This window comes from Streptomyces sp. JLBG701 (genome assembly GCF_058544905.1).
Window position 1 is genome coordinate 6,244,507 of record NZ_CM178588.1, and the last position, 20,321, is coordinate 6,264,827.

Annotated in this window: 19 protein-coding genes and 1 pseudogene; 17 read left to right on the top strand and 3 right to left on the bottom strand. The window is 70.1% G+C overall.

Annotated features, from left to right (window positions below):
- Nucleotides 1-69 precede the first annotated feature (69 nt).
- Nucleotides 70-1,260 carry a pyridoxal phosphate-dependent aminotransferase gene (locus AC5DRG_RS28910; RefSeq protein WP_491802370.1) on the bottom strand — a complete coding sequence of 397 codons (1,191 nt, stop codon included), beginning with the start codon at nt 1,258-1,260 and terminating at the stop codon, nt 70-72.
- A 129-nt stretch (nt 1,261-1,389) separates the two neighbouring features.
- Here AC5DRG_RS28910 and AC5DRG_RS28915 point away from each other — a divergent pair, with 129 nt between their 5' ends.
- The 9 genes and pseudogenes from AC5DRG_RS28915 to AC5DRG_RS28955 form a co-directional block, all read left to right on the top strand.
- Nucleotides 1,390-1,653, top strand: a complete 264-nt coding sequence (locus tag AC5DRG_RS28915) for a hypothetical protein (RefSeq protein WP_491802371.1) — start codon at nt 1,390-1,392, stop codon at nt 1,651-1,653.
- A 356-nt stretch (nt 1,654-2,009) separates the two neighbouring features.
- Nucleotides 2,010-2,537, top strand: coding sequence for a DUF2617 family protein (locus AC5DRG_RS28920; RefSeq protein ID WP_491802372.1), 528 nt, complete (start codon nt 2,010-2,012; stop codon nt 2,535-2,537).
- 123 nt (nt 2,538-2,660) lie between these two features.
- On the top strand, nt 2,661-4,322 hold the full coding sequence (locus tag AC5DRG_RS28925; RefSeq protein ID WP_491802373.1) for a polyamine aminopropyltransferase: 1,662 nt from the start codon (nt 2,661-2,663) through the stop codon (nt 4,320-4,322).
- A gap of 76 nt (nt 4,323-4,398) precedes the next feature.
- Nucleotides 4,399-5,169 carry an SRPBCC domain-containing protein gene (locus AC5DRG_RS28930; RefSeq protein WP_491802374.1) on the top strand — a complete coding sequence of 257 codons (771 nt, stop codon included), beginning with the start codon at nt 4,399-4,401 and terminating at the stop codon, nt 5,167-5,169.
- A gap of 176 nt (nt 5,170-5,345) precedes the next feature.
- Nucleotides 5,346-6,152, top strand: a complete 807-nt coding sequence (locus AC5DRG_RS28935) for an aldose epimerase family protein (RefSeq protein WP_491802375.1) — start codon at nt 5,346-5,348, stop codon at nt 6,150-6,152.
- Between the two features lie 10 nt (nt 6,153-6,162).
- Nucleotides 6,163-6,717, top strand: coding sequence for an orotate phosphoribosyltransferase (pyrE, locus tag AC5DRG_RS28940; protein WP_491802376.1), 555 nt, complete (start codon nt 6,163-6,165; stop codon nt 6,715-6,717).
- 140 nt (nt 6,718-6,857) lie between these two features.
- Nucleotides 6,858-7,889 (top strand): class II fructose-bisphosphate aldolase, encoded by a 1,032-nt coding sequence (fbaA, locus tag AC5DRG_RS28945; protein ID WP_491802377.1) that lies wholly within the window; start codon nt 6,858-6,860, stop codon nt 7,887-7,889.
- Nucleotides 7,890-7,969: 80 nt separating this feature from the next.
- Nucleotides 7,970-9,439, top strand: coding sequence for an MFS transporter (locus tag AC5DRG_RS28950; protein WP_491802378.1), 1,470 nt, complete (start codon nt 7,970-7,972; stop codon nt 9,437-9,439).
- A gap of 91 nt (nt 9,440-9,530) precedes the next feature.
- A pseudogene (locus tag AC5DRG_RS28955) lies at nt 9,531-9,806 on the top strand (DUF3151 domain-containing protein); the annotation flags it as partial.
- Between the two features lie 87 nt (nt 9,807-9,893).
- On the opposite strand, the gene AC5DRG_RS28960 reads toward AC5DRG_RS28955, so the two are convergent.
- The gene (locus tag AC5DRG_RS28960) at nt 9,894-10,313 is read right to left on the bottom strand and encodes a DUF3151 domain-containing protein (RefSeq protein WP_385730082.1); all 420 of its coding nucleotides are present in this window, start codon (nt 10,311-10,313) and stop codon (nt 9,894-9,896) included.
- A gap of 122 nt (nt 10,314-10,435) precedes the next feature.
- Here AC5DRG_RS28960 and AC5DRG_RS28965 point away from each other — a divergent pair, with 122 nt between their 5' ends.
- Complete coding sequence (locus AC5DRG_RS28965) at nt 10,436-11,884, top strand: recombinase family protein (protein ID WP_491802379.1); 1,449 nt, start codon at nt 10,436-10,438, stop codon at nt 11,882-11,884.
- 413 nt (nt 11,885-12,297) lie between these two features.
- On the opposite strand, the gene AC5DRG_RS28970 is transcribed toward AC5DRG_RS28965, so the two are convergent.
- Nucleotides 12,298-12,852 carry a helix-turn-helix domain-containing protein gene (locus tag AC5DRG_RS28970; RefSeq protein WP_491802380.1) on the bottom strand — a complete coding sequence of 185 codons (555 nt, stop codon included), beginning with the start codon at nt 12,850-12,852 and terminating at the stop codon, nt 12,298-12,300.
- Between the two features lie 265 nt (nt 12,853-13,117).
- On the opposite strand from AC5DRG_RS28970, the gene AC5DRG_RS28975 reads away from it, so the two are divergent.
- From AC5DRG_RS28975 to AC5DRG_RS29005, 7 genes are all read left to right on the top strand, one after another.
- Nucleotides 13,118-14,647 (top strand): DnaB-like helicase N-terminal domain-containing protein, encoded by a 1,530-nt coding sequence (locus tag AC5DRG_RS28975; RefSeq protein WP_491802381.1) that lies wholly within the window; start codon nt 13,118-13,120, stop codon nt 14,645-14,647.
- Nucleotides 14,648-15,024: 377 nt separating this feature from the next.
- Nucleotides 15,025-15,933, top strand: a complete 909-nt coding sequence (locus AC5DRG_RS28980) for a DUF2637 domain-containing protein (RefSeq protein WP_491802382.1) — start codon at nt 15,025-15,027, stop codon at nt 15,931-15,933.
- A 244-nt stretch (nt 15,934-16,177) separates the two neighbouring features.
- Nucleotides 16,178-16,738 (top strand): MobC family plasmid mobilization relaxosome protein, encoded by a 561-nt coding sequence (locus tag AC5DRG_RS28985; protein WP_491802383.1) that lies wholly within the window; start codon nt 16,178-16,180, stop codon nt 16,736-16,738.
- A complete protein-coding gene (locus tag AC5DRG_RS28990; protein WP_491802384.1) occupies nt 16,735-18,450 on the top strand; it encodes a relaxase/mobilization nuclease domain-containing protein in 1,716 nt (571 codons plus the stop codon). The genes AC5DRG_RS28985 and AC5DRG_RS28990 overlap by 4 nt, the downstream gene beginning before the upstream one ends.
- 161 nt (nt 18,451-18,611) lie before the next feature.
- Complete coding sequence (locus AC5DRG_RS28995) at nt 18,612-18,878, top strand: hypothetical protein (protein ID WP_224739827.1); 267 nt, start codon at nt 18,612-18,614, stop codon at nt 18,876-18,878.
- Entirely contained in the window at nt 18,847-19,380 is a 534-nt protein-coding gene (locus tag AC5DRG_RS29000) for a DUF6879 family protein (RefSeq protein WP_491802385.1), read from the top strand. Before AC5DRG_RS28995 ends, AC5DRG_RS29000 begins: the two co-directional genes overlap by 32 nt.
- A gap of 15 nt (nt 19,381-19,395) precedes the next feature.
- Complete coding sequence (locus AC5DRG_RS29005; RefSeq protein ID WP_491802386.1) at nt 19,396-20,244, top strand: DUF5753 domain-containing protein; 849 nt, start codon at nt 19,396-19,398, stop codon at nt 20,242-20,244.
- Nucleotides 20,245-20,321 lie beyond the last annotated feature (77 nt).

The window sequence follows — 20,321 nt, forward strand, 5'->3', positions numbered from 1 at the left end:
ACGATGCCCAGGGAGTGGGCGCCGCGCGAGCAGTGGGCGGCCGAGTGGGTGGCAGCCCCGCCGCAGGGCTCAGCCGGCGAGCTTCTTGAGCCGCTCCACCGCCTCTTCCAGCACGTCTGTCCGCTTGCAGAACGCGAATCGTACGAAGGGGGCGCCCGCGTCCCGGTGGTCGTAGAAGACCGCGTTCGGGATCGCGACCACACCGGCCCGTTCCGGGAGGGCGCGGCAGAAGGCGAAGCCGTCCGCCTCGCCGAGTGGGCGGATGTCGGTGGTGATGAAGTACGTGCCGGCGGGCTTGAACACCTCGAAGCCCGCGTCCGCCAGTCCTGTCGCCAGCAGGTCGCGCTTGGCCAGCATGTCCTCGCGGAACGCCGTGAAGTAGCTGTCGGGGAAGGCCAGCGCCTCCGCGACCGCGTACTGGAACGGCCCGGACGCGACGTACGTCAGGAACTGTTTCGCCGAGCGGACCGCCGAGACCAGGCCGGGGGCCGCGGTCACCCAGCCGACCTTCCAGCCGGTGAAGGAGAAGGTCTTGCCGGCCGAGCCGATCGTCACCGTGCGCTCGCGCATGCCCGGGAGGGTGGCGAGGGGGATGTGCTCGGCGTCGTCGAACACCAGATGCTCGTACACCTCGTCCGTGACGACGAGGAGGTCACGTTCGACGGCCAGTTCGGCGATCGCGGTCAGCTCCTCGCGGGTGAGGACGGTGCCGGTCGGGTTGTGCGGGGTGTTGATGAGGAGGAGGCGGGTGCTGTCGGACACCGCGTCGCGCAGCTCGTCGAGGTCGAGGCGGAAGCTGCCTTCGTGCGGGCGCAGGGTGACCGGCACGCGCGTGCCGCCCGCCATCGCGATGCAGGCCGCGTAGGAGTCGTAGTACGGCTCGAAGGCGATCACCTCGTCGCCCGGTTCCAGCAGGGCGAGCAGTGTGGCGGCGATGGCCTCCGTGGCGCCGGCCGTGACGAGGACCTCGGTGTCGGGGTCGTAGGAGAGGCCGTAGCGGCGCTGCTGGTGTGCGGCGATCGCCGTGCGCAGTTCGGGGATGCCGGGGCCCGGCGGGTACTGGTTGCCGTGGCCCTCGCGCAGCGCGCGCACCGCCGCCTCGCGGATCTCCTCGGGGCCGTCCGTATCGGGGAAGCCCTGGCCGAGGTTGATCGACCCGGTCCGCAGGGCCAGGGCGGACATCTCGGCGAAGATCGTCGTCCCGAACTCGGCGAGCCGGCGGTTGAGGAGGGGGCGTGCGCTGGAGGTCATGCCGATCATCCTGCGCCCAAGCTCTGGACTTCCTCAACTCTGCTTTGGCACGTGAGACGGGCGGGCATCCCCGTTTCACGCAAGACGCGAGGCGCCCGCGGGGGGCCGCTTCGGGGGAATCGGAAGGAGGGTGACGCCATGCTCATCGGCATCGTCCTGGCGGTGGCCGCGGTCCTGATAGTGGGAGTCGTGGTGCTCAGCCTGAAGGAAGACAGCGCCGCGGCCGCGGCCCGCAGCGCCCGGGGACGCCGGCACCGCGGCAGCAGCGGCGGCGACAGCAGCGGCAGCTGGTGGACCGGCGGCGGGGGAGACAGCGGATCGTCCTGCGGAGGGAGCTCGTCGTGCGGCGGCGGGTCCTCCTGCGGGGGCGGCGGGGGCGGATGTGGTGGAGGAGGCAGCTGACACGGGGCAGCTGAGCTTCGAGCAGGGGGAATCGCATCCGGAAACGGGGGGCGGAGCGCCTGTCGGGAGAGAGCTTCCGGCAGGCGCTCCGGCGTACGCCTTCGGGGTCGGGAAGTGCGCCGTGGTTGAACAGTTGAGCTGTGGAGCCCTCTGAGGGATGGAAACGCCACGAAGTTGGGTAAAAGAGCTGTGGCGGCGCCACCGTTCATGATTCCCTCTAAAACACCAACGCAGCCCCTCGGACGTCCTGCGGATACCACTTCCTGACTGGGCTGACCGGCCGATCTCCTCGTATCGACCGGGGTGCGCCGGACCCACACCTCCCTTTTTCTTTGTGTGACTAGCGGAGCCGATCCATGCTCACGACCCTGAACACCTCGTACACCGACACGCGCGCGGCCGACCTCGCCTGGGCCCTGGGCCGCGAGCCGCTGCCCGCACTCGCCACTCTCGACCTCGAACTGGGAGGCGCGACGCTCCAGTTGAGACTGCTCGGCGCCTCGCACCAGGTCCTCCTTGAGGAGGAGCGGGGCAGCTGCTCGGAGACGGTCGCGTGCATCCCCGGCTCCAGCACACCCCTCCCGCTCGGCGTCGCCAAGCGGGTCGGGGACTGGGAGTACGAGTTCGCCGCGCGCGTCGAGGTGCTCTCCCCCGGCTCCTTCGCGGGCCGCGCCCAGGAGTTGCTGGCCCTCGTCGCCGACCACCCCAACGGCCTGGCCGGCGTCTTCCCCGGCAGCCCACACGCCTTCACGGCGCTGCTCGCCCAATACCACGAGGGCCAGGTGCACTGGCGCACCTGGCACGCGTACCCGCAGGACGGGCAGTTGGTGGCGACCCGGACCAGAGTGGGAGTACGGCTCCCGGCGCTCGCCGGCCTCAACTGAGCTGCGGCTCCACCGAGTTCGGGCCTGTGTTCGCACCCCGTCGCGGCAACGCCGCGCCGATGTAAACAGACTCCACACGTGTGGGTGACGAAGCGTGCCCGCGATGTGACGTAACGTCGCAGCGTGATCGAACCGCACGCGCCGGCCCGACCCGGCACACCGCCGCCCCGGTGCGCGCCGGCGCGGCTGCCGGTCCGCCCGGACACGGGCCGGTTCCTGGTCCTCGCCGGTGTCTTCGTCTGTGCGGCGTGCGGACTCGTGTACGAACTCGAACTCGTCGCCCTGGCCTCCTACTTGATCGGCGACTCGGTCACCCAGGCATCCGTCGTCCTGTCCGTCATGGTCTTCGCGATGGGCATCGGCTCCCTCGCCGCCAAACGCCTGCGCCGGCACGCGGCGGCCGGCTTCGGCGCGGTCGAGACGGTCCTCGCGCTCATCGGCGGCTCCAGCGCGATGGCCCTGTACGCCGTCTTCGCGTGGACCGGCGACTGGGGCGGTCTGTGGGCGAACGGCCCGCGCGTCCTCCTCGTCACCTTCTCCCTCGCGATCGGCCTGCTGATCGGCGCCGAGATCCCGCTGCTGATGGAACTGATCCAGCGCATCCGCCGCCAGGACGCGGGCGGCGCGGTGGCCGACCTGTTCGCGGCGGACTACGTGGGGGCGTTGGTCGGGGGGCTGGCGTTCCCCTTTCTCCTCCTCCCCTTCCTGGGCCAGTTGACGGGCGCGCTGCTCACCGGCGCCGTCAACCTCGTCGCCGGCGGCTCGCTCGTCCTCGGCCTGTTCCACCGCGACCTGACCCGCCGGGCCCGCTGGCTGCTCCTGATCGCCAACATCACCGTTCTCGGCCTGCTCGCCGCGGCCGCCGTACTCGTCGACGACTTCGAGAGGGCCGCACGGCACGCCGTCTACGGCCAGGACGTGCGCGTGGCGGTCCAGACCGACATCCAGGAGGTCGTCCTCACCGGCGGCACCCACGGCCGCCCCCTCGACCTCTTCCTCGACGGCCGCCTCCGGGTCGGGGGCCGCGACGAACGCCGCTACCACGAGGCGCTCGTCCACCCCGCGTTCGGCGGCGGCCGTCACGCGCGCGTGCTCATCCTCGGCGGTGGCGACGGCCTGGCCGCCCGCGAGGTGCTCCGGCATCCCGGCGTGCGGCGGGTCGACGTCGTCGAACTCGACGCGGGGGTGGTGCGGTTGGCCCGCCGGGACCCGGCGCTGTCCGCCCTGAACGGGCATGCGTACGACGATCCGCGCGTCCATGTGTCCACGGACGACGCGTTCCGCTGGCTGCGCTCGGCGGCGTCCGGTGCCTCCGAGGCGCGGGAGTCGGCGTACGACGTGGTGATCTCGGATCTGCCCGATCCCGGCATCACCGCCAGTACGAAGCTGTACTCGCAGGAGTTCTACGGCCTCGCCCGGCGGGTCCTCGCCGACGACGGGCGTCTTGTCGTGCACGCCGGGCCGGCTTCCTCGCGGCCGCGGGTCTTCTGGACGGTGGAGACGACCATCCGGGCCGCCGGGCTGCACACTGCGCCCTACTGCGTGGGCGGTCGCGATCCCGGTTTCGCGGCGGGCCCCGACCGTACGGCGGATGCGGCCTCAGCTCCGCGCGACTGGGGTTTCGTCCTGGCGACGACTGGTCCCCGGCCGCCTCTGCGCCTCGACCACCAAGAGCCGCCGCTGCGGACGCTGACCCAGGCGGGGCTGGAAGCGGATGCTCGGGCGGCGGCTCGTGCGCGGGTGACGGGGCTGGCCGCGTCGACGTTGGTGCATCCGCGGTACTGAGTCGGTGTACGAACTCGGGGTGAGTTGGGGTCAAGGGGAGGGTTTGCCCGGCGGCCACTGGGTAGGCTCGGCTGCCATGGAGCATGAGGTGTTCGTTCCGGTTCCGGCCGAGGCGCTGTGGGCGGCGCTCGGTGACCCCGAGCGGGTGGCCCGGGCGGTTCCCGGACTCCAGCAGGACGCGGGCGGTGAGCCTGTCACCGGGCGGCTGAAGGTGCGCGTCGGCAGCACGTCCATCACCTATCGGGGGTCGGTGCGGATCTCCGCCCAGGACGACGGTTCGTATGCCGTCGAGGGTGACGCCACCGAGGCGCGGGGGAGTGGGTCGGTCAAGCTTGCGCTGACGCTGCGGGTGGCTGCCGTCGAGGGTGGGGCGACGCTTGGGTTCGACGGTACGGCGGCTGCGGACGGGCGGGTCAAGGAGCTGTCCGCGGAGGCGGTGGGGGCGGCGGTTACGCGGTTGCTGAATCGGTTCGCGGAGAATTTGGCGGCGGGGGTTGGAGAGGTGGGGGACGAGTCGGAGGCTGAGGAGTCCGTCTCTGGCTTCGAGGCCGATGAGGTGGACGACATCGATGAATCTCAGGTCGCCGAAGTGGCTGAAGTCGCCGAAGTCGCTGAGGATTTCGGGGAGTCTCCGCAGCCGCCTGCCGAGGCTGCCCATGCGCGTCGGACGATGATCGGGCGTAGTGCGGAGGAGGTGGACCATGCGCCGCCGCGCGGGCGGTATGCGCCGGTTCCGGCTCCGCAGAGTGTCTCCGCGAATGCGACGCTTCGGTGGGCGGCGCCGGCGGCTGCGTTGGTGGTGGCTTCGGTGATCGTGGTGGGGCGGGCGTTGCGTAAGCGGCGGTGACCTGGGTTTTTCGCCCCCGCCGCCCCTACCAGTCCCATCCCTGGGGGCTGCGCCCCCAGACCCCCCTTTCGGCCCTGAAGGGGCCTCGTCCTCAAACTCCCCCAGAGGGGGACCCCCAGACGGGCTGAAAGTCAGCGACGGGGGCGTCCTCTTGATCCGCCCAGTAGGGTCGTGCCGTGAGTAGCGAAGACATCACGCTGACCGCGGGTGACGCGGAGGTGACCGTGCAGCCGGGGAACGGCGGCCGGGTGGGTGGGCTGCGGGTCGGTGGGGTCGAACTGCTGCGGCAGGGGGAGCGGTTCGGGTGTTTCCCGATGGTTCCCTGGTGCGGGCGGATCCGTGAAGGGCGGTTCCGGGATGGTGGGACCGTCCATCAGATGCCGCTGAACTCCCCACCGCACGCCATCCACGGCACCGTCCGCGACGGCGCCTGGCGCACGGCCCGCAGGACGGCCGACGAGGCCGTCATCACGTACGACCTGGTCGACCCCTGGCCCTACCCCGGCCGCGTCACCCAGGTCATCGCCCTCACCGCGGACTCCCTCGCCCTCACCATGGCCGTAGAGGCGCACGAGTCGTCCTTCCCGGCGCAGATCGGCTGGCATCCGTGGTTCAACCGGAAGCTTGGTGGTGAGGGGGGCGAGGACGTCGCGATCGAGTTCCACCCCCGTTGGCAGGAGGAGCGCGGCGACGATCATCTGCCCACCGGGAATCGGCTGGATCCCAAGCCCGGGCCCTGGGACGACTGCTTCGGGATGCCCGGCGGTGTCGACGTCACCCTCACCTGGCCGGGGGAGATCGAGCTGAAGGTGGCCAGCCCTGAGGAGTGGGTCGTCGTGTACGACGAGCAGGAGGCCGCCGTATGCGTGGAACCGCAGACCGGGCCGCCCGACGGGCTCAACAGCCTGCCCCGGCTCGTGACCCCCATCGAGCCTCTCGAAGCCACGACCACCTGGACTTGGCGGCGCCTGGGAGCTGTCTAAGCTGGCAGGCATGACGACGACCGACGTACGTGGCGCGCTGCTGCAGCAGATCAAGGACAAGGCCGTGGTGCACGGCAAGGTGACCCTCTCCTCGGGCCTGGAGGCCGACTACTACGTCGACCTGCGCCGCATCACCCTCGACGGCGAGGCCGCCCCGCTGGTCGGGCAGGTGCTCCTGGACCTGACCGCGGACCTCGACTTCGACGCGGTGGGCGGGCTGACCATGGGCGCCGACCCGGTGGCCGGGGCCATGCTGCACGCGGCCGCCTCGCGCGGGCAGAAGCTCGACGCCTTTGTCGTGCGCAAGGCGGCCAAGGCGCACGGTATGCAGCGGCGGGTGGAGGGGCCCGAGATCAGCGGGCGTCGCGTTCTCGTCGTCGAGGACACCTCCACCACCGGCGGTTCCCCGCTCACCGCCGTCGAGGCCGTACGGGAGGCCGGTGCCGAGGTCGTCGGCGTCGCGACGATCGTCGACCGGGCGACCGGTGCCGCCGAGAAGATCGAGGAGGGGGCGGGGGTTCCGTACCTGTTCGCGTTCTCCAAGGATGAGCTGGGGCTCGACTGAGTTATCCACAGGTTGGGACGGTGCTGCGGACCATTCGGCCAAGTCTGGAAAGATGGGGCCGACGATGACGTCGCAGCCAAGGTCTAGGTCAGGGCCGTAAGCACGAGAACGCCAACCCGCACATCACAAGGAGCGGACGAATGCCCATCGCAACCCCTGAGGTCTACAACGAGATGCTCGACCGGGCGAAGGCAGGCAAGTTCGCCTACCCGGCCATCAACGTGACCTCGACCCAGACCCTGCACGCGGCGCTGCGCGGCTTCGCCGACGCGGAGAGCGACGGCATCATCCAGATCTCGACGGGTGGCGCCGAGTTCCTGGGCGGCCAGTACAGCAAGGACATGGTCACCGGCGCCGTCGCCCTGGCCGAGTTCGCGCACATCGTCGCCGAGAAGTACCCGGTCACCGTCGCGCTGCACACGGACCACTGCCCGAAGGACAAGCTCGACGGGTACGTACGTCCGCTACTCGCGGTGTCGGAGGAGCGCGTCAAGGCCGGGCGCAACCCGCTGTTCCAGTCGCACATGTGGGACGGTTCCGCCGAGACCCTCGCCGACAACCTCTCCATCGCGCAGGAGCTGCTGGCCCGCGCCGTCGCCGCGAAGATCATCCTTGAGGTGGAGATCACGCCGACCGGTGGCGAGGAGGACGGTGTCTCGCACGAGATCAACGACTCCCTCTACACGACCGTCGACGACGCCGTGCGTACGGTCGAGGCGCTCGGCCTCGGCGAGAAGGGCCGCTACCTGCTGGCCGCGTCCTTCGGCAACGTCCACGGTGTGTACAAGCCGGGCAACGTCGTCCTGCGCCCCGACCTGCTGAAGGAGCTGAACGACGGCGTGGCCGCCAAGTACGGCAAGCCGGCCGGTTCGCAGCCCTTCGACTTCGTCTTCCACGGCGGTTCCGGCTCCAGCCCGGAGGAGATCGCGACCGCGCTGGAGAACGGCGTCGTCAAGATGAACCTCGACACGGACACGCAGTACGCCTTCACGCGTCCCGTCGCCGACCACATGCTCAAGAACTACGACGGCGTCCTCAAGGTCGACGGCGAGGTCGGCTCCAAGAAGACCTACGACCCGCGGACCTGGGGCAAGCTGGCCGAGGGTTCGATGGCCGCGCGCGTCGTCCAGGCGACGCAGGATCTGCGGTCGTCCGGCACGAAGATCAAGTAAACCGGGCGTTCAGCCTGACGGGTTGACGGTTTTGCAGTGAGCCCGGTGCTACGGCGCCGGGCTCGCTGTATACCTGGGGCATGTCGGACGTTCGGCTCGCCTCGGCCCAGGGCAAATGGATTCTGCTGACCACCGTCCTCGGCTCCAGCATGGCCATGCTGGACTCGACCGTCGTCAACGTCGCGTTGCCCCGCATCGGCCGTGATCTCGACGCCGACCTCGCCTCGCTCCAGTGGACGATCAACGCGTACATGCTCACGCTGGCCGGGCTGATCCTGCTGGGCGGATCGCTGGGCGACCGGTTCGGCCGGCGCAAGATCTTCGTGATCGGGGTCGTGTGGTTCGCCGCGGCCTCGCTGCTGTGCGGGATCGCCCCGAACGCCGGTGTCCTCATCGCCGCCCGCGCGCTGCAGGGCGTCGGCGGTGCCCTGCTCACGCCCGGCTCCCTCGCTCTCATCCAGGCGTCCTTCCATCCGGACGACCGGGGGAGGGCCGTAGGGCTGTGGTCGGGGTTCGGGGGGATCGGGGCGGCGGTCGGGCCGTTCCTGGGCGGGTGGCTGGTGGACGGGCCGGGCTGGCGCTGGGTGTTCCTGCTCAACGTCCCGCTGGCGCTGCTCTGTGCGCCGATCGCGCTGCGGCATGTCCCCGAGTCCGGGGACGGTCGTAAGCACGGCCGCTTCGATGTGCTGGGTGCCGCGCTCGGCGCGATCGCCCTCGCTCTGGTGACGTACGCGCTGATCGAGGCGCGGTCCGGTTCGCTCGCCGTCGTGGTCACGGGGGTTGCCGGGGTGGCCGCCGGCGTCGCGTTCGTCTACGTCGAGAAGCGGCGGTCCGATCCGATGATGCCGCTGGACATCTTCGCGTCCCGGCAGTTCACCGCCGTCAACCTCGTCACCCTGTGCGTGTACGCGGCGTTCGGCGGGTTCTTCTTCCTCTCCGCGCTCCAGTTCCAGGTCGTCGCCGGCTACTCGGCCCTCGGCGCCGGTACGGCCCTGCTGCCGACGACCGCCCTGATGCTGCTGCTCTCCGCCCGCTCCGGCGAACTGGCCGACCGCATCGGCCCGCGCATCCCCCTCACCGTCGGCCCGGTGCTGTGCGCGGCCGGGATGCTGCTGATGCTGCGGGTCGGGCCGGACGCGTCGTACGTCGCCGACGTACTGCCCGCCGTGCTTGTGCTCGGCCTCGGCATGGTCACCCTGGTCGCACCGCTCACCGCCACCGTGCTCGCCTCCGTGGACACCTCGCGGGCGGGCCTGGCCAGCGGCGTCAACAACGCGGCGGCCCGCGCGGCCGGCCTCATCGCCGTGGCCGCGCTGCCGCTGCTCACCGGGATGGGTCCGGAGGCCTACCGTTCGGCGGACGCATTCGACGACGCCTTCCGCCGCGCCATGCCGCTGTGCGCGGGCATCCTGCTGGTCGGGGCGGTACTGGCCTTCGCGACGGTGCGGCGACCGGCCCCGGACTGCCGACGCCCGGAGTGCCGCACCCACGGCAACGTGCTCGCCCCGCCCCTGGAGGGGCAGCGGTCGGCGGGGCGGTTGGAGGCCTAGGCCGACAGGGCCCGGGGCGGCTGTCGGGACTGATGCCGCCGGACGCTGCCGGACGAGTGGACTTCGTCCCCGATGGGCCAGACTGGAACCCATGACGATTCACGAAAACCTTCTCGGGGGCCCGCCCCCGACGCACCTCCCCGACGACCCGGAGCCGCGCGAGCTGCTCGCGAACGGCACGGCGCCCGCCGATGTGGCCGCGAAGTACCCGACGTCCTCGCTGGCCTGGGCCCAGTTGGCCGACGACGCCTTCGAGCGGGGCGCGGCCGTGGAGTCGTACGCCTATGCCCGTACGGGCTACCACCGCGGCCTGGACTCGCTGCGCCGCAGCGGCTGGAAGGGCCACGGCCCGGTCCCCTGGGAGAACGGCGCTACATGTGATCGGGTTGTTCTTGCATTCCGTGCCGCCGCCGCTGCCTGAGTGACGGCGGCACAGACGTCTCAACTGCGGTGACTACCGCTTCAGTTCGGTGTACGCCTCGGCGCTGCTGTCCTTGAGGAACTGCCAGCAACGCTCCGTCTCGTCCTTCTCGTCGATCTCGCCAGCGGCACGGGCGAGGGCGGCGAGGCAGCGCAGGAACCCGCGATTGGCCCGGTGGTCCCAAGGGATGGGGCCGTGTCCCTTCCAACCGGCGCGACGCAACGAGTCCAGACCGCGGTGATAGCCGGTGCGTGCGTAGGCGTACGACTCGATCACTCGCCCCGCCTCGAAGGCATCGTCCGCGAGCATCGCCCAGGCGAGCGAGAACGTCGGATGCTTCGCCGCGACCTCGGCCGGGGGCTGGGACTCCTCGCCCAGCAGGCGGTATGCCTCTTCGTTCTCCGGCAGGTACGTCGGGTCCGGGCCGCCGAGCAGGTTCTTGTGCGTCGTCATGTAAGCAGTCTGCCACTTGGGGATGGGTCTTCGGGACGCCGCTGCGGAATATAGGCCGTGGACCAGGTGGATATGAGAAGGGCGCTTGATGTACCTGATCGCGCCATGCGACGATCCGACGCATGGCAGCACGACGGGGGTCCTCCGGGGCCGTACAGGTGGGCATCTACACCCGGATCAGCAAGGACGACGAGGCCGAGGGGCTGGGCGTCGCGCGGCAGGAGGAGGACTGCCGACTGCACTGCGCTGCCCGGGGGTGGGAGGTCGCCAAGGTCTACGAGGACAACGACCTCTCCGCGTACAAGCGCAAGACGGTTCGTCCGGAGTTCCGGCAGATGCTGGAAGACCTGAAGGCCGGGCGGATCGACGGGGTCGTCGCCTGGGACATCGACCGTTTCACGCGCCAGCCGCGTGAACTGGAGGCATGGATCGACGAGTACGAGGATGCCGAGCGGCGGAAGCGTCACCTCGTCTTCGACTCCGTGTCGGCCTCGGACATCGACCTGTCCACGGAGAACGGCCGGTTCATCGCCCGGATCAAAGTCACCATCGCCAACAAGTCCTCGGCGGACACCTCACGGCGTACGAAGCGCAAGCACCTGGAACTGGCGACGCAGGGCAAGCTCCCCGGCGGCCGGGCGCCGTACGGATGGAACCGCGAGGACCGGCGGACGTTGGTGCCGGAAGAGGCGGAGAACCTCCGCAAGGCGGTGAAGGACTTCCTGGGCGGCATCCGCTGGGCGTCGATCGCGCGTGAGTGGCGGGACAAGGGGGTCAGGTCGCACAGCGGCGGCTTCTTCGACGACTCCAAGATCAAGCGGATGCTGATGAACCCGCGGATCTGCGGCTACCGGATGCACCAGGGTGAGCTGTTCCTGGACGAGAGCGGTGCTCCCGTCGTCGGTGACTGGGAGCCGATCATCACCCCCGACGACTGGTACCTGCTGACGGAGAAGGTCAGGCGGGAATCGGAGGGGCGTGCCGTACGGGACAACGCCACCAAGTACCTGCTCTCCGGCATCGCCCGGTGCGGGCGGTGCGGCACGAAGATGCGGGCCTTTCCGTCGTACCGGAAGTCGAAGACGTCGTCGCAGTTCAAGTACGCGTGCCCCGGGAAGAACGACGGTGGATGTGGGGGAGTGGCCAGGGCCGGTGAACCGGTCGACCGTCTCATCAGGAACGCCGTGTTCCTCAGCTCGGACAAGGCGCTGGCGAGCGTACGTGAGCGGGCGCCGGAATGGACCAAGGAGGAGCAACTGGCCGCCCTGGAAAGGGACATGGCCGAGTTCAAGCAGGCGTGGCAGGAGAAGCGCATGTCGGCCGCTCGCTACATCGCGCTCACTGAGGATCTGGAGCAGCAGATCGCGGAGCTGCTCCGGGAGCGAGCCTTGCACCGGGCCGAGGCCGCGACCTTCGCGGCGGGCCCCATCGACATACGGGGTCGGTGGGAGAACCTGGCGATCGAGCAGCAGCGCGGCGCGGTCCTCAAGGTCTTCCGCGCGGTCATCATCAAGCCCGCTTCCAACGGGCCGATCTTCGATCCGGCGGACATCGAGCCGGTGCTCAGGTGACAGGCGGAAGCCGGGCCCCGTTGTGGTGGGGGCCCGGCTTCGTTCGTTCACGACCGGTCTATGCCGAAGATGCGGAGCAGATCGTCGACCCACTCCTCGTCGCGGTCGGGGAGCTGCGCCTCTACACGGCGCAGCCACTCGTCCTCAGTCAAAGAGCCGCACCTCCCGCACCGCACCGCCGTGACCGCCGGGTGGGCGGGAACACGGCGGTGGGACACGGGGAGGGAGGGCGGCGTTCGGGCGCTGGGTCGATGCGGAGGCAGGGGGAATTGCGGGTTGGCGCAAGGGGTGGGTCCTCTTCTGGCGAGCATGGGTGCGGCAACACCGGACCGCCGGTCGATCGCTGGGGATGGGGTGAGGTGCCCGTGCTGGGGGTTTGCGGGCCCAGGACGGGAGCGGATAGAGGCCGGAGGCTACGTCTCGTCGGAGGCGCCGGCGTCGTTGCGGTGCTCGTCGGGTGACGGTCTGTACGTCTCCAGCAGGTGCTTGGTGGACGCCTCGGCCATGGCGTTGGAGACCATCACGTCCGCTTCCTCGCGGATGTCGGGGTGCTCGGTGAGGTAGGTGTCCAGGGCGTCGCGCGCCTGGGTGTAGGCGGCGTTGGCGCGCTGGGTCTCGCGGAACGCGTCCACGACGGCGTCGATGAGTTCCATTGCGCGGGCCTGGGCAGCGAGCTGCGGGGGGCCGACGAGGTTGCGCAGGTCGATGCCGAAGACCTCGGCGAAGCCGATGGCCTCGTCGAGGTTGATGCGGCGCTTGCCGTTCTCGATGCGCCAGACCGCCGACGGGTTCATCTCGAAGCCCGCCTCGTTCAGGCGGTCGGACAGAGCGTTGGTGCTCCAGCCGCGCGCCTCGCGTTCAAGCTTGATACGCACCGCGACGTTCGCCTCGCCGCTGAGTAGCACGCCCTGCGGGGCGTGTTCGTCGGTCACGGCCACCTCCTTCCGTTCGTAGCAATGCACTGCCATGTGCAGTGACCTCTAAAGAGTAGCATGCGTTCTGCGAGGTGCAGAACACTACTGCGATCGGCAATTCGTGTGGCATACTGGTAGCCCCACCTCCATAGCCCGAAGGAGTCCCCGCGGCCCACCCGACGTAGCGCCGCACGCAAAAAGCCCCCGGCTGTCACCGGGGGCCAAGCGCAAACCTCTCAACCGCCATCCCTAGCGATCGACCCGCGTGGCCGGGATTGCCGTCCCGTATGGCCCACGAGTAGAGGAGCTGATGCCCAGTATGACCGACGCCCAACCGAATACGCCATCCCAGTTCGGATACGGCCCCACGCAGCCGTCTCCGGACGAGTCCGCGCAGGCTCCTTTCAACCTGGACGCCGAGTGCGCGGTGCTCGGCGCCTGCATGCACGACAGCGGCGTCATCGACACGGTCCGGCCGATCCTGGGCGAGGACGCGTTCTACCGGCCGGCGCACGAGACCATCTGGCGGGCGTTGCTCGCCCAGCACCGCGAGGACAAGCCGACCGACCCGATCGTCCTCACCGAGCTGCTCCAGCAGCAGGGGGATCTGGTGCGTGTCGGTGACCGTGCCTACCTGCACCAGCTCGCCAGCGTGCACTACGGCACTGGAGGCGCGGAGCATCACGCGGAGATCATCCGTGAGAAGGCCAACCTCCGTCGTCTGCTCGCCTCCGCGATACGCACCGTCCAGCGCGCCCAGGAGCCGGGGGCCGACCCGGAAGCGATCCGCAGCCAGGTCGAAGCGGAGATGCGGGCCGAGCGCGAGCGGGCGCTCGCCTCGGGCCAGGGCCGTCTGAACCGCTTCGCCGTCGACGGGTGGACCTTCGTCAAGGAGACCGGCGCCGACACCGAACCCTTGTGGGGCACCCCCGAGAAGACCCTCTGGGCTTCTCGGGAGAGCCTGATGATCGTCGGTGCTCCCGGGGTCGGCAAGACCACCCTGGCCCATCAGGTGATCTTCGCCCGCCTGGGGCTGTCGGAGACGGTCCTGGAGATGCCGGTCGCCCCCAGCAGGCGGGTGCTCTACCTGGCCATGGACCGGCCCACGCAGATCGCCAAGGCCATGCGCCGCCGGGTCTTCGACACCGACGAGAAGATCCTGCGCGACCGGCTCGTCGTCTGGCAGGGCCCGCTGCCCGCCAGCCTGGACAAGGAGCCCGACCTCCTCACCGATCTCGCCGCCGCCCACCGGGCCGACACGATCGTGATCGACAGCCTCAAGGACGCGGTGAGCACGATGGTCGACGACGGCCTCGCGGTCGCCTTCCACAACGCCCGCAACCGCGCCCTGCGAGACGGCGTGGAGATCCTGGAGCTGCACCACCAGCGCAAGGCCACCGCCGACGCCCCGCGCGGCCAGCGCCCCAGCCTGGACCAGGTCTACGGCTCCACCTGGTACGTCTCCGGCGCGGGCAGCGTCCTGTTCGTCACCGGAAAGGCCGGCGACCCCGCCGTCACCCTGCACCACCTCAAGACCCCCACCGGGGAGGTCGGCCCGCTGGACGTCACCCACGACCACAGGCGCGGCACCACCACCCTCGACCCCAGCAAGGACCCCGCGGTCCTGCTGCGCACCGCCCCGAACGGGATGACCGCGCGCGAGCTGGCCGCCGTCCTGTTCGGCGGGGGCGACCCCGAGCGCGCGGAACTGGAAAAGGCACGGCGGCGCCTGGAGACCCTCGTCTCCTCCGGTCTGGCGACCAAGGCCGACGGGGCCGCCGGAGGGGCCGGTGGCGGGCAGCAGACCCGCTACTACGCCTCGGCTCGCCACCTCACCGCCGTCGGCTGAACCCCGTTTCCGCCCGCGCGGAGCGATCACGCGACCGTGCACGCGGCCCTCGCGCGCGCATGCCCCGGAAAACCGCTCACGACGTCCACGCTCGCCGCGAAACCGCAGGTCAAGCGATCACGCGAGCGTCCACGCCGTACACGCGCCCTAGCGATCACGCGCGGGGCCCCCTTTAGAAGGGGGCCCGCGTGTACGCCCCCTCCGTGAACGTCGGCCACTCCCGCCCCATAAGCCTCACTTCACCACCTGGAGCCCGCCTCTTGCACTCCCCTGCCCCGATAACCCCAGCCGCCGTTCCCGACGGCCACAGCCTCCACTCGGGCATCGCCCTGCTCCGGGGTCGCCCCGACCGCCGAGCACGCGCTGGGAGTCGTCGCATGAACCGCATGGGGCGCGGGACCCTCGTCATCGGCCTGGTGGCTGTGGTCCTCATGGCCTTCCGGGTCTCGTGGAACGCGCTGTCCGACGTGGCCCGTGCCATCGGCGCCGACCCCACCGCCGCCCTGCTCTACCCGATCGTCGTCGACGGACTGATGGCCCTCGCGCTCGTCGCCACACTCGTGCTGACTGGCACCGACCGGAGGTTCGCACTGCGAGTCCTGGCGACCTACACGATCGCCAGCCTCCTGCTGAACTACGTGCACGGCCTCATCCCGGCCCTGCACACCGAGTCGGTCCAGCAAGGCCGACTCACCGACTGGGACCCGGCGAACTGGGCCCTCGTACTGCTGGCGACCTCTCTCCCGGTCGGGTCGATCTACTTCGGATCGGACCTCGTCGCGAAGGTGCTGCACCACAACCCCGACTCGGCCGGGTCGGCCAACGTGGCCTCTGCCCAGTCGGTCGACCCGCAAGCTGACGAGTCGGCCGGCGAGCAGGCCACACGGTCGAGGTCTGACCAGGCCGAGTCGACCCCCGTGAAGGTCGACGAGGCACCGGCGACGAGGCCGACCGGAGCCGCCCCGCGTCGGGCGACCAGTCGGCGCCCCGCCAGCGCCAAGTCGACCGATGATCGCACGCGCACCGACACCGAAATCCTCAACGCAGCCCGACTCCTGACCGCTGGCTGGAGCACCGACCGGCTGACCGCCGAGAGCCTGCGCCGCGAACTACACATCGGCCAGGAACGCGCCCGCGCCCTGCGCGACCAACTACGGGCCGAGCACACCAACGCCGCCGAGCCCGTCGCCTACGAAGGCGTCGAGGGCGAGCCTCTCGACGCACTCGACGAAGCAGCCTCCCAACGGCGGAGGGGGCTCGACACGGCCCCCGTCGGTATCGCTTGACCCCCGCAAACGCGCCGATCGCTCTATCTCGTACCCCCTGTCCGACTTGCCTCTGTCCGGAGATCTGCACATGACGCACGACCAGCACCACCCCGAGAACGGTCCTGACGAGCCGCTGCCACTGACGAAGTCCCCTACGCTGATGGAGCGTTGGCGCCGTGCGTTCGGACGGGCTGCCCCGGGCGGAGCCAGTAGTACCCCGAGTCCGACTCAAGGCCGGTCTTCGGGGGTCTCCGCCCCGGGGGTGGCGGAGACGGCCCAGCGCCAGGGGGCGCCGGACCGGGGGGTCGGGGCCGAGGGCAGCCCCGACCCGGACACGCTCCATGCCGTCCAGCACGAAGTGCTGCAACCCGCCCGCGCCGCCGAGACTGATGCCGGCGCACCCGCCGTGCAGAGCGTGCAGCCCACGATCCGCCGTTTCACTGGCACCAAGCGCGTCGTCCGCGTCGGCCCCCTGCGCTTCACCGGCGACGAGCACACCCAGCTCCAGGAGGCAGCCGCCGAGCACGGCTACAAGGGCGACTCCGGCTTCGCCGCAGACATAGTCCTCGCCTTCGTCACCGGCCGGTTCACCGCCAACCTGCCCCTGTTCGAGGACCGCCGCCGCACCCATATCTTCCGCGCCCAGGTCCTGCGTCAGCTCAACCGGATCGGCGTCAACGTCAACCAGATCGCCCGCGCTCTCAACAGCGACCTCACCCCACCCGACATCCGCCAACGCCTGACCGAACTCCACCAGCTGCTGGAGCTGATCGCCGAAGCCCTGCACGAGCCCGTCGAGCCAGAGACGGAGGCAGCCGCGTGATCGCCGCCATCAAACCGGCCGGGTCCAACACCCGCGGCCTGCTCGCCTACCTCTACGGCCCCGGCCGCCACGACGAGCACCTCGATCCGCACATCGTGGCCGGATTCGCCATGCTCGGAATGCCCGATCCGGGCCGCGACGAGAACGCCACCCTCACCGAACTCGCCCGCTACCTAGACGAACCCGTCCGGCTGCGCGACAGCGAGTTCGGCAAACAGGTCACCGACCATGTCTGGCACTGCCCGGTCCGCGCCGCCCCCGAGGACCGCTACCTCTCCGACGCCGAGTGGGGCGAGATCGCCCAGCGCATCGTCCAGGCCGCTGGCATCGCTCCGGTCGGTGACGACCTGGCCTGCCGCTGGATCGCCGTACGGCACGCCGACGACCACATCCACATACTCGCCACCACCGTCCGCGAAGACGGCCGCCGCCCCAAACTCCACGACAGCGGCATCCGTGTCGGCGACACCTGCCGTGAGATCGAGAAGGACTACGGGCTGCGCCAGTTGAAGAAGGGCGATCGCACCGGCAGCCGCCGCCCCACCCAGGCCGAGATGCACAAGGCCGAACGCCTCGGCTGGGACCAGACCAGCGCCGAGTGGCTCCAGGACCGCATCCGTGCCGCCGTCCCCCACATGACCAGCGCCGAGGAATTCATCGCCTACCTGCAAGCCAGCGGCGTCGAGGTCCAGGTCAGGCGCGGCCCGTCAGGCGACCTCCTCGGCTACGCCGCCGGCCGCCCCGGCGACGTCAACGAGGCCGGCGAGCAGATCTACCACCCCGGAAGCAAGATCTCCCCCGACCTCTCCCTGCCCAAAATCAAGGCCCGCCTCGAATCCTCCCGGCCCGAAGAACACCCCACCGCCCGCCGCAACCACCCCACCACCCCGTGGCACCAAGCCACCGACGCCCTCGACGCCCTCCACCCCGACCTCGCCGACGACACCCACGCCCAAGCCAACATCACCGCCCTCGGCGAACTCCTTGAAGCCACCGCCCAGAAGGCACCCGCCCCTCTGCGCGCCGAACTCCAGGCCGCCTCCAAGGCGTTCGCCCGAGCCCAGCGTTCCCAGATCCGGGCCGAAGACCGAGCCGCCCACGCCCTGCGCAACGCGGCACGCGACATCGTGCACACCGCCACCGGCACCGACGGCAGCGCCCTGGCCGCCCTGGTCGCGGCCCTCGTCTGGGCCACCATCGTCGCCGCGCGCTGGCACGAAGCGAAGAGCCACGCCCACCAGGCCGACGCAGTTCGTCAGGCTGTCCAGCACCTGCAGATGGCTGCCGACCGCGCACTCGCCCCGACGCTAGTCGAACTCACAGCCCGGCCGCTCAGGGATCAAGCCCGCCGCGTTCTCGCCAATGATGTACGGGCAGCTGCGCCCGACCACGCCGAGCGGATCCTCACCGACCCGGCTTGGCCGGCCCTCGCCACCGTCCTTGCCGACGCCGAAGCCCGCGGCCACCAGCCTCACCAGCTCCTCAAGGAGGCCGTCGCCCAGCGCGAGTTGACCACCGCACGCCAGCCCGCCCGTGTCCTGATAGCCCGCATCCAGCACACCGGCCGGAACCCGGTGGCCAACCGCCTTGCCGAGGCCGCCCGCCTGAAGTCGACCATGGCAGGGTCGATCCCTGTCCAGCAGACCCGGAGCGGTCAGGCTCCAGTGGTGACTACGTTGCGTCCTCAACAGTCGCATCGACCGAGCCGGTAGCCGTCGTGTGGGTTCGTCCCGTACCCCGCGGCTTCGCGACGGAGAGTCGGCGGCTTCAAGCCAACGTCGTCTCGAACCCGCCCCGCGCCCTTGACGGCCCTCGAACCCTTCGGAAGCGTCGCACGCAAGAACGCGCAACCCGCTTGATCCGGGAGGGCATCGTGGACCTACAGTTCATCGGAATCGACCCCAACACCGGCGGCGAGGGGTCGCCGACGGTGTGGGTGGAAGAAGAGACGGCCGACCTGGTCCTCCAGGGGATCAAGGCCGAGGAAGTGCTGGAGGCACTGATCAGCGGTACGGAGTGGGTGGCCGGGCACGCGGTGGGAATCCCCGCCCACGAGACGGTGATCCGCATCCCCGCCCGCATGGTGCCGATTCTGAGGGAGGCGTGTGATGTCGCAGAACGGCGTGCCGAGCTTCGCTGAGTTGCTGGCCGGCACGCGCCGCAGCGCGGTGCATCTGGAGATGCGCGACGTGTACGGCGTCGGTGACGAGGCCGAGGAGTTCGAGCAGTTCAAGCGCACCGGCCACGTCGATCTCGATCCGACGGCGCGGTGGTGGCCTCAGTGGCTCGGTACCGTGCGGGAGGCCGTTGGCCGCGGCGTGGTGATGCGCCGCGCCCGGATTGTGTCCGAGCCCGTGACGGACTACATCCGGTGGGAGCACGCCGCCACCTCGCTGAACGTCGATGCGGGTGAACTGGTGCGTTGGCTGCCCCGCCGCCGGGCCGTGGACATCGCCCTGCCGGGAGCCGACTTCTGGCTGTTCGACGACCGCCTGGTGCAGTTCAACATCTTCACCGGGGACGGTGATTGGGCGGATCCGCCCAAGGAATTCAGCGAGGACCCCACCGTGGTCAAGCTCTGCTCCGACGCCTTCGAGGCCGTATGGGAGCGTGCCGTCGACCACGAGAAGTACACCGTCTGACCCGCACCTCACTCCATGCCCGCCTCCCCCTCGTCCAGCGCTCAGGCAGCGCGTGAAGCGCTCGCCGTACGCCTGACGCACCTTCGCAAGGACGCCGGCCTCACCGGGAAGGAACTGTCCGCCCGGTGCGGCTGGCATCCCGCGAAAACCACTCGCATCCAAAAAGCCGAGGTACAGCCCACCGACGGGGACATCCGCGCCTGGTGCGCTGCCTGCGCCGCCGCCGACCAGGCCGACGACCTGATCGCCACGGCCCGCGCCGTCGACTCGATGTACGTGGAATGGCGCAGGAGCCACCGGACCGGCATGCGCAAGACCCAGGAGGACATCAACGACCGCTACGCGCAGGGTGGCGTCACGCGCGCGTACGTCTCCAACGTCGTGCCCGGCTTCTTCCAGACACCCGCGTACGCCACGGCCCTCATGGAGGCCATCACCGATTTCCAGGGCACCCCCAACGACATCTCCGAGGCTGTCGCGGCCCGAGTCGCCCGGAGCCGGTTCCTGTACGAGGGCGGCCACCGGTTCGTCGTGCTCATGGAGGAGAGCGTGATGCGCTATCGGGTGGGCGACGCCGAGACGATGGCGGGACAGCTGAGGCATCTGCTGACCGTGATGCCGCTTCCTTCCGTATCGCTGGGCGTCATCCCGTTCACTGCGCAACGGACGATGTGGCCGCTGGAGGCGTTCTACCTCCATGACGGCACACGCAGTGTCGTGGAAACCCTCACCGCCGAGGTCAACGTGGTGCAGCCGCGTGAACTTGCCGACTACCGCAAGGCGTTCGGGGAGCTGGCGAAGATGGCCGTCCACGGTCACGCCGCCCGCGCCTTGATCGAGTCGGCGATCATCTCCCTGGGATGACGTTGCGCAATTCTCCGCAATTTCGTTGAGGTCAAACTCCGGCTCTCCGTACGGTCGTTGGCGTCGCCGGGCAGGTC

Excerpts from the sequence above, each read along its gene's own strand:
- AC5DRG_RS29005 (WP_491802386.1), top strand. The coding sequence starts at position 19,396 with ATGCCCGCCTCCCCCTCGTCCAGCGCTCAGGCAGCGCGTGAAGCGCTC.
- AC5DRG_RS28920 (WP_491802372.1), top strand. The coding sequence starts at position 2,010 with ATGCTCACGACCCTGAACACCTCGTACACCGACACGCGCGCGGCCGAC.
- AC5DRG_RS28980 (WP_491802382.1), top strand. The coding sequence starts at position 15,025 with ATGAACCGCATGGGGCGCGGGACCCTCGTCATCGGCCTGGTGGCTGTG.
- AC5DRG_RS28970 (WP_491802380.1), bottom strand. The coding sequence starts at position 12,852 with ATGGCAGTGCATTGCTACGAACGGAAGGAGGTGGCCGTGACCGACGAA.
- AC5DRG_RS28915 (WP_491802371.1), top strand. The coding sequence starts at position 1,390 with ATGCTCATCGGCATCGTCCTGGCGGTGGCCGCGGTCCTGATAGTGGGA.
- AC5DRG_RS28930 (WP_491802374.1), top strand. The coding sequence starts at position 4,399 with ATGGAGCATGAGGTGTTCGTTCCGGTTCCGGCCGAGGCGCTGTGGGCG.
- AC5DRG_RS28950 (WP_491802378.1), top strand. The coding sequence starts at position 7,970 with ATGTCGGACGTTCGGCTCGCCTCGGCCCAGGGCAAATGGATTCTGCTG.
- AC5DRG_RS28975 (WP_491802381.1), top strand. The coding sequence starts at position 13,118 with ATGACCGACGCCCAACCGAATACGCCATCCCAGTTCGGATACGGCCCC.
- AC5DRG_RS29000 (WP_491802385.1), top strand. The coding sequence starts at position 18,847 with ATGTCGCAGAACGGCGTGCCGAGCTTCGCTGAGTTGCTGGCCGGCACG.
- AC5DRG_RS28965 (WP_491802379.1), top strand. The coding sequence starts at position 10,436 with ATGGCAGCACGACGGGGGTCCTCCGGGGCCGTACAGGTGGGCATCTAC.
- AC5DRG_RS28960 (WP_385730082.1), bottom strand. The coding sequence starts at position 10,313 with ATGACGACGCACAAGAACCTGCTCGGCGGCCCGGACCCGACGTACCTG.
- AC5DRG_RS28910 (WP_491802370.1), bottom strand. The coding sequence starts at position 1,260 with ATGATCGGCATGACCTCCAGCGCACGCCCCCTCCTCAACCGCCGGCTC.
- pyrE (WP_491802376.1), top strand. The coding sequence starts at position 6,163 with ATGACGACGACCGACGTACGTGGCGCGCTGCTGCAGCAGATCAAGGAC.
- fbaA (WP_491802377.1), top strand. The coding sequence starts at position 6,858 with ATGCCCATCGCAACCCCTGAGGTCTACAACGAGATGCTCGACCGGGCG.